Below are 6,840 nucleotides of genomic sequence, written 5' to 3'. Positions count from 1 at the left end.
GGGCCGCGGGGGCCGCCCAAGCTCCCGGCCCCCTACACCCCTCACAACTAGGAACGGGGCCCCGCCCGGCGCGGGCAAGACCACCCGCGTGCCGCTGGCCATGCTGGAGGCTGGCCTTTGCGCGGGACGGATCCTTATGCTGGAGCCGCGCCGCCTGGCCGCGCGGGCCGCTGCCGAGCGCATGGCCGAGACCCTGGGCGAGCGCGCCGGAGAGACTGTGGGCTACCGGGTGCGCGGCGAAAGCAAGGTTTCCGGTCGCACCCGGATCGAGGTGGTGACAGAGGGTATCCTGACCCGGATGATCCAGTCCGATCCGGAGCTTTCCGGCGTGGGGGCGGTGATCTTTGACGAGTTCCACGAACGCTCCCTGAACGCCGACCTTGGCCTGGCGCTTTGCCTTGAGATCGCCGGGGCCCTGCGCGAGGACCTGCTGCTGCTGGCCATGTCCGCCACGCTGGACGCGGGCCCCGTGGCCGCGCTGATGGGCGATGTTCCCGTCGTGACCTCTGAGGGGCGCGCCTATCCGGTGGAGGTGATCCATGCGCCCGCGCCCCTGCCCAAGGGGGTGAAGCTTTGGCCCGCCGTGGCGGAGCTGGTGCTGGAGGCGCTGGGGCGCGTCGATGGCGGCGTGTTGGTCTTCCTGCCCGGCGCCGGAGAGATCAACCGCCTGGCCCGCACGCTCGAGGGGCGTGTGCCGGCGGGCGTTCATGTCCGCCCGCTTTATGGCGCGATGAAGTTCGCCGATCAGCAGGCCGCCCTGCGCCCGCCGAAAGAGGGGCGCAACGTGGTGCTGGCGACCTCCATCGCGGAAACCTCGCTGACCATTCCGCAGGTGCGTGCCGTGGTCGATGCCGGGCTGGCACGCCGGGCGCGGTTCGATCCCGGCTCGGGCATGTCGCGGCTGGTGACGGAGAAGGTCTCCCGCGCGGAGGCCGCGCAGCGCGCCGGCCGGGCAGGCCGGGTCAGCGAAGGGATTTGCCTGCGGGCCTGGACAAAGGGCGAAGAGGGCGCGTTGGCGGCCTATCCCCCGGCCGAGATCGAGGCCGCGGATCTGTCCGGCCTGGTGCTGGAACTGGCGCTCTGGGGCGCGGGGCCGCAGGCGCTGGCCTTTCTCACGCCGCCGCCCGAGGGCGCCTATGCCGAGGCCCAGGCGCTCTTGCAGATGCTGGGCGCGCTGGATGGCCGGGGGCAGATCACCGCCCATGGCCGCAAGCTGGCCGCCCTGCCGCTGCATCCCCGACTGGCCCATATGCTGGCGGTCGCCGGGCGCGGCGCGGCAGAGCTGGCCGCGCTGCTGGCGGACCGCGATCCGCTGGGGCGGGGTGCGCCCGTGGACCTGACGCTGCGCCTGAGGGCGCTGGGGGGCAGCCGCGATCACGGGGCGGATGCCGGCGCGGTGCAGCGCATCCGGACAGAGGCCAAGCGCCTGGCGCGCGATCTGCCCGCCGGCCCCGCCCTCAGCCCCGCAGAGATGGCCGCCCTGGCCTATCCCGACCGCATCGGCCTGCGCCGCCCCGGCTCTGCTCCGCGCTACCTGCTCTCGGGGGGCAAGGGCGCCGTGCTCAGCGAAGAGGACCCGCTTGCCGGCGCGCGCCTGATCCTGGTCACCGATACCGATGGCAACCCGCGAGAGGCCCGCATCCGCCAGGCGCTTCAGATCAGCGAAAGCGCCCTGCGCGCCCTCTTCCCGGACCAGATCGTGCAGCATGCCTTCTGCGAATGGTCGCGCCGCGATCGCCGGGTGCTGGCACGGGTGCAGGAGCGCTTCGGCGCGCTGGCCCTGTCGGACCAGGCCTGGACGGATGCGCCGCAGGACCAGGTGGCCCGCGCCATGCTGGACGGCGTGCGGGAGCTGGGCCTGCTGCCGGGCGAAAAGGCACGGCTGTTCCTGGCCCGCGTCCGGCTGGTGCCGGAGCTTGGGGATTTCTCCGACGCGGCGCTGATGGAGAGCCTGGAGGACTGGCTGCTGCCCTTCCTGGGCACCACCCGCACGGCGGGCGAGTGGAAGGCCTTCGACCTGCTGCCCGCGCTCGAGGCGCGGCTGGGCTGGGAAGGCAAGCAAAGCCTGGATCGCGCCGCCCCCGGGGCCTTCACCACGCCGCTGGGCCGCAAGATCCCGATCGATTACGCCGGCGAGGCGCCCGGCATCTCGCTGCGCCTGCAGGAGATGTTCGGCCAGACCCGCCATCCCACCGTTGCCGGACGCCCGCTGGTGGTCACGCTGCTCTCGCCCGCCGGGCGGCCGGTGCAGGTGACCCAGGACATTCCCGGCTTCTGGACCAATTCCTATGCGGATGTGCGCAAGGACATGCGGGGGCGCTATCCCCGCCATCCCTGGCCCGAGGATCCGACGCAGGCGGATCCGACCCTCCGCGCGAAAGCGCGTAAATAACTTGGATCCGACGCAGGCGGATCCGACCCTGCGTGCGAAAGCGCGTAAATAACTTGGATCCGACGCAGGCGGATCCGACCCCGCAGCCAGCCCCAACAGCAGGCCCCACGCCGCGCCACCACAGAAACGCCACGAAAAGTCCTCCGCCCCAAGCGCGGGGCTTTCGCCCCTCCGGCGCTTGCTTTAAAGGGCGGGCAGGGGCCCCGCACCGCCGGGGCGCGTCACGAAGCTTGCAGCCTAGGCTTGACCTTCCCGCTGCACGGGCCTAAAGACACCCGACAAGATTCAGGGCGCCGCCGCAGCGGTGCCCGTTTGCATTGAACTGGGCGCGACCCGCCCTTCTGATGAGACGAGGATAGACCCATGTCGCGCCGCTGCGAACTGACCGGTAAAGGCCCCATGACTGGCAACAACGTCAGCCATGCCAACAACAAAACGCGCCGCCGCTTCCTGCCGAACCTGAACGACGTTTCGCTGCGTTCGGAAGTGCTGGGCCGCAACGTGAAACTCCGCATCTCCGCCCACGCTCTGCGTTCGGTGGACCACCGCGGTGGCCTGGACAAGTTCCTGGCCAAGGCGAAAGATGTCGAGCTTTCCGACAACGCGCTGAAAATCAAGAAAGAAATCGTCAAGGCGACGGCCGCTCAGGCCTGATTGCCCTGCGCGGGGCCTGACCCCGCCGCTGGATTTCGACCAGTTTGAACCCCGCCCTCACCGGCGGGGTTTTTCCGTTTCCGGCCTGCGCCCCGGGCGCGGCGGCATCCCCGGGCGCAGGTCACGGGATTGTTCCTCCCCCGCCCCGGGCATCTCTGCAATGCTGGGGCAGGGGCTGACAGGGTCCCGCCCGTGCCCGGGCCTGCGGGCCCCTTGCGCCCGATCCCGTCACCGCCCGGACCGGCGAAGTGATTCTCGCGGAAAGGAAAGGCCATGACACCGCTGCGCAAAGTGATTCCCGCCGCCCTCTTCTGCCTCTCGCTGGCAGCGGGCGTGACCGCAACGGCGGCCCGCGCCGATATCCAGGTCAGCAACCCACAGCTGGTGCTCGATCCCGCCGGGGGCAGTGCGGCGGGCTACGCCACGCTCAGGAATTCCTCGAGAGAGCCGGAGCGGCTGGTGGGCGCAAGCTCCGCCCAGGCCAGCGTGCAGCTGCTGACGCCCGGCAAGGGCACATTGGTCGATGTGGGAAGCGGCCTGACGGTCCGCGCGAAAAGCACCCTGCGCCTGCAGCCCGGCGGCAGCCAGCTGCGGCTGACCGATCTGCCCCCCGGCCTGCAACCGGGTCAGGGGATCAAGGTCACGCTTAAGTTCTTCGGCATGCCGGGCAAGCAGGTGACCTTCCCCGTCCAGTAACCGCCCGCAGGCTCAGCGCCGCGCCTCTGCCAGCATCTCTTCGACCCAGGGCGGCACCAGCTCCGTGGCGCGCCCCTGGCGGGCCTCCGCGAAATGGCTGGCACTGGTCGAGGCCTCAAGGTTCAGCTCCAGCGTATGCGCCCCGGCGGCATCGGCCTCCTGCACGAAACCGGCAGCCGGGTAGACATTGCCAGAGGTGCCGATGGCCACGAAATAGCTGCACCGCGACAGGCGGGCAAAGATCTCCTCCATGTGATAGGGCATCTCGCCGAACCAGACGATATCGGGACGGCCCGCAGGGGCGCCGCAGGCGGGGCAGGGCTCGCCCACCTGCATCTTCATGGGGGCGGGCCAGCGATGGCCACAGGCCGCGCAAAGCGCCCCGTCCAGCGATCCATGCATGTGCAGCACCTCGGCCCCGGCGGCCTCGTGCAGGGCATCGACGTTCTGGGTGACGATCAGCACCTCTCCGGGATAGTCGCGTTGCAGCTTCGCCAGGGCCAGGTGGGCCGCATTGGGCGCCACCTCCGCCGCGCGCTGCCGCCGGTCGTTGTAGAAACGCTGCACCAGGGCGGGATCGCGGGCGAAGCCCTCGGGCGTGGCCACGTCCTCCACCCGGTGCGCCTCCCACAGCCCGTCAGAGGCGCGAAAGGTCGCAAGCCCGCTCTCTGCCGAAATGCCTGCGCCTGTCAGGATCACGATCCGCTCCATGGCCCTTTTCCTCCGTGCCGCTGCCCGTTACCTCTGGACCAAGACTGCCCCAGAGGAGCGCCCATGACCACATCCATCCTGTTCGTCTGCCTCGGCAATATCTGTCGCTCGCCCACGGCAGAGGCGGTGATGCGTGGCCTGGCCCCGCAGCTCGACCTCGACAGCGCCGGCACCGGCGGCTGGCACGCGGGCGAACCGCCCTATGGCCCGATGCAGGCCGCCGCCCGCGCCCGCGGGCTCGATATGTCGGGCCTGCGCGCACGCCAGTTCACGCCGGCGGATTTCACCCGCTTCGACCTGATCGTCGCGATGGATGGCAGCAACCTGCAGGATATCGAGGCCCAGCGCCCGGCGGGCAATGGCACCCCCGTGCGCCTCTTCACCGATTACCTTCCGGAAGACGGCCCCTTCGCCGGCGCGACAGAGGTGCCCGACCCCTGGTACACCCGCGACTTCGACGGCACGCTCGACCTGGTCGAAGCCTGCGCCAGGGCCTTGCAAGCCCGCCTCTGACCCGGCACGCCCCCGCTAAAGACCGGCACCACGCCCGCCGCCCCCATCGAGGGGGTCGCGCGCGTTGTCGGCTGCGCCTCCCGGATTCACCGCGCGCGCCATGCTTCTTCTTCTTGCCGAAAAACTCCCGCCGGAGGCATCCTGCCCCCACCGCCCGCGCGACACCGGGGCCTGTCGCAACCGCCCCCGCGTCTCAGTCCCTGTGCGTCAGTCCCCGGGCCTCACTCAGGAACACATTGCCTGTGCGGTATCCCCGAAGGCCGTGTAGCGATCCCAGAAGGCATCGTCGCTCGCCTTGCGGGACATCTTCACCTCTTGCGCCTTGTCCGGCGCCTTCAGGATCTTGGCCGCCATGCGCTGGTCGCGGCGGCTCATGGTCATGTCCGCCACCTGCTGGATGCAGCCGCAAAGCTGCGGCCTGGCCGAGGCCTGGGGCAGCTTGAGGCAGGCGCGGTTGATCGGCCCGGCCTCTGCCATGCGTGGCGCGGCGATGCTGAAGCTCATGCAGGCCGCGGCCGCGAGCCCTGCCGTCAGAACGGCCTTCGGTAAATGTCGGATCATGTGGTTGCCCTCTGTCCCGGCCCCGCTCATCGCGGGGTATGCTGCCTGAAAGCCCCGACGAAAGATGCCCGTCAGCGCTGCTCCGTCTTGTGCGGATTTGGGCAGGAATATGCCTAACAGTGTCTTAATTCTCAATCGCGGGACTGTCGCAGCCCCGCGTTTACAGGGGGCTTCCGGCGGATCCTCGCCGATCAGGTGCTTCCCCTGCCCACAGGACAGGCCTCTGCCCGCCACGGCAAAAGGGCCGCCGAAGGGGATCCCTTCGCGGCCCTTGCCACGTCATGCAGTCACATCATGCGGTCACGTCATGCCCTCAAACGGCCCGATCTCTCAGGAGTACCAAGGCCCCATGACCACTTCCGTCTGCACCTCCTGCTCGGAGAGCAGCTTCTTGAACAGCTCGGGATCGCTGTCGCGGTAGTGATAGGGATAGACCACCCCCGGCGCGAAGGCCCCGACGCCCGCGGCGGCCTGTTCCTCGGTCATGGTGTAGGGCAGGTTGAAGGGCACGAAGGCGATGTCGATATCGCTCAGCGCCTTCATCTCCTCGGTGTCCTCGGTATCGCCGGCGATATAAACGCGCTTGCCACCCACCTCGACCAGGTAACCGTTGTCCCGGCCCTTGGGGTGATACTGCAGGCGGTCCTCGGTGTAATTATAAGCCGGGATCGCCTCGATCGGCAGGCCCAGCAGCGTGCCGCTCTCGCCGTTTGCCAGCACGGTGTTGGCCTCGGCCAGCTCGGGCGCCAGCTCTTCGCCCACCTTGGGGTTGGTCAGCATCGGCACCGGCCCGCCCGCGCGCTCGCTCAGCCCGGCCAGGGTCTCCGGATCGAAGTGATCGCCGTGATGGTGGGTGATCAGGATCGCATCCGGCGCGGGCAGGGCGCCATAGGCCGCCGCACCGCCCACCGGGTCCACGTAGATCACGCCCGCGGGGGTATCCATGACAAAGCTCGCATGGGAAATGGGATGGATCGACAGGCTGCCGCCCCCGTCCAGCCGGTAGACATCCCCGGTCAGGTTCTGCGCCATGGCAGCGAAGGGTCGCAGGATGGAGGCCCCGGCAGCCCCGGCGGCGGCAGAGGTAAGAAGGTGTCGGCGGGTAATCATCTGGCACTCTCCCTGATTGTGCATGACCCAGTGCGGTCTGCCGGAAAGGTAGGGCAGAACCGCGGCGGGGCGAGTTCACGTTCCCGTCAGCCTGGCGCCGGTGCCGGCCCTGGCCGTATGATCCGCCACGCCCTCCACCAGGTAAACGCTCACCATCGGGGTGCGCCGTGCCACCCCGCCCAGACGTTCCAACACCGCGTAAC

7 protein-coding genes are annotated in these 6,840 nt (G+C 69.6%); 4 read left to right on the top strand and 3 right to left on the bottom strand.

Annotated features, from left to right (window positions below):
- From hrpB to HCZ97_RS03945, 3 genes are all read left to right on the top strand, one after another.
- A partial coding sequence (hrpB, locus tag HCZ97_RS03955; protein WP_167687369.1) for an ATP-dependent helicase HrpB occupies positions 1-2,392 on the top strand: 2,392 nt, incomplete at its 5' end.
- A gap of 363 nt (positions 2,393-2,755) precedes the next feature.
- Positions 2,756-3,046, top strand: a complete 291-nt coding sequence (rpmB, locus tag HCZ97_RS03950) for a 50S ribosomal protein L28 (protein WP_167687368.1) — start codon at positions 2,756-2,758, stop codon at positions 3,044-3,046.
- A gap of 273 nt (positions 3,047-3,319) precedes the next feature.
- On the top strand, positions 3,320-3,742 hold the full coding sequence (locus HCZ97_RS03945) for a copper chaperone PCu(A)C (RefSeq protein WP_167687367.1): 423 nt from the start codon (positions 3,320-3,322) through the stop codon (positions 3,740-3,742).
- A 12-nt stretch (positions 3,743-3,754) separates the two neighbouring features.
- On the opposite strand, the gene HCZ97_RS03940 is transcribed toward HCZ97_RS03945, so the two are convergent.
- Positions 3,755-4,453, bottom strand: coding sequence for an NAD-dependent deacylase (locus HCZ97_RS03940; protein ID WP_167687366.1), 699 nt, complete (start codon positions 4,451-4,453; stop codon positions 3,755-3,757).
- A 63-nt stretch (positions 4,454-4,516) separates the two neighbouring features.
- Between HCZ97_RS03940 and HCZ97_RS03935 the strand changes: the two genes are divergently transcribed.
- Positions 4,517-4,966: a low molecular weight protein-tyrosine-phosphatase gene (locus HCZ97_RS03935; protein WP_167687365.1), complete on the top strand. Its 450-nt coding sequence runs from the start codon at positions 4,517-4,519 to the stop codon at positions 4,964-4,966.
- Between the two features lie 225 nt (positions 4,967-5,191).
- Here HCZ97_RS03935 and HCZ97_RS03930 read toward each other — a convergent pair whose 3' ends face one another.
- Positions 5,192-5,470, bottom strand: coding sequence for a hypothetical protein (locus HCZ97_RS03930; protein ID WP_167687383.1), 279 nt, complete (start codon positions 5,468-5,470; stop codon positions 5,192-5,194).
- A gap of 387 nt (positions 5,471-5,857) precedes the next feature.
- Positions 5,858-6,637 carry an MBL fold metallo-hydrolase gene (locus HCZ97_RS03925; protein WP_167687364.1) on the bottom strand — a complete coding sequence of 260 codons (780 nt, stop codon included), beginning with the start codon at positions 6,635-6,637 and terminating at the stop codon, positions 5,858-5,860.
- Positions 6,638-6,840: the final 203 nt, after the last annotated feature.

The organism is Pseudooceanicola sp. HF7, assembly GCF_011806405.1.
Taxonomy (GTDB): Bacteria; Pseudomonadota; Alphaproteobacteria; order Rhodobacterales; family Rhodobacteraceae; genus Pseudooceanicola.
This window is presented reverse-complemented; position numbering and strand designations above follow the sequence as displayed.

Bases quoted from the DNA above. Each gene is read 5' to 3' on its own strand.
- HCZ97_RS03935 (WP_167687365.1), top strand. From the start codon at position 4,517: ATGACCACATCCATCCTGTTCGTCTGCCTCGGCAATATCTGTCGCTCG.
- HCZ97_RS03945 (WP_167687367.1), top strand. From the start codon at position 3,320: ATGACACCGCTGCGCAAAGTGATTCCCGCCGCCCTCTTCTGCCTCTCG.
- HCZ97_RS03940 (WP_167687366.1), bottom strand. From the start codon at position 4,453: ATGGAGCGGATCGTGATCCTGACAGGCGCAGGCATTTCGGCAGAGAGC.
- rpmB (WP_167687368.1), top strand. From the start codon at position 2,756: ATGTCGCGCCGCTGCGAACTGACCGGTAAAGGCCCCATGACTGGCAAC.
- HCZ97_RS03925 (WP_167687364.1), bottom strand. From the start codon at position 6,637: ATGATTACCCGCCGACACCTTCTTACCTCTGCCGCCGCCGGGGCTGCC.
- HCZ97_RS03930 (WP_167687383.1), bottom strand. From the start codon at position 5,470: ATGAGCTTCAGCATCGCCGCGCCACGCATGGCAGAGGCCGGGCCGATC.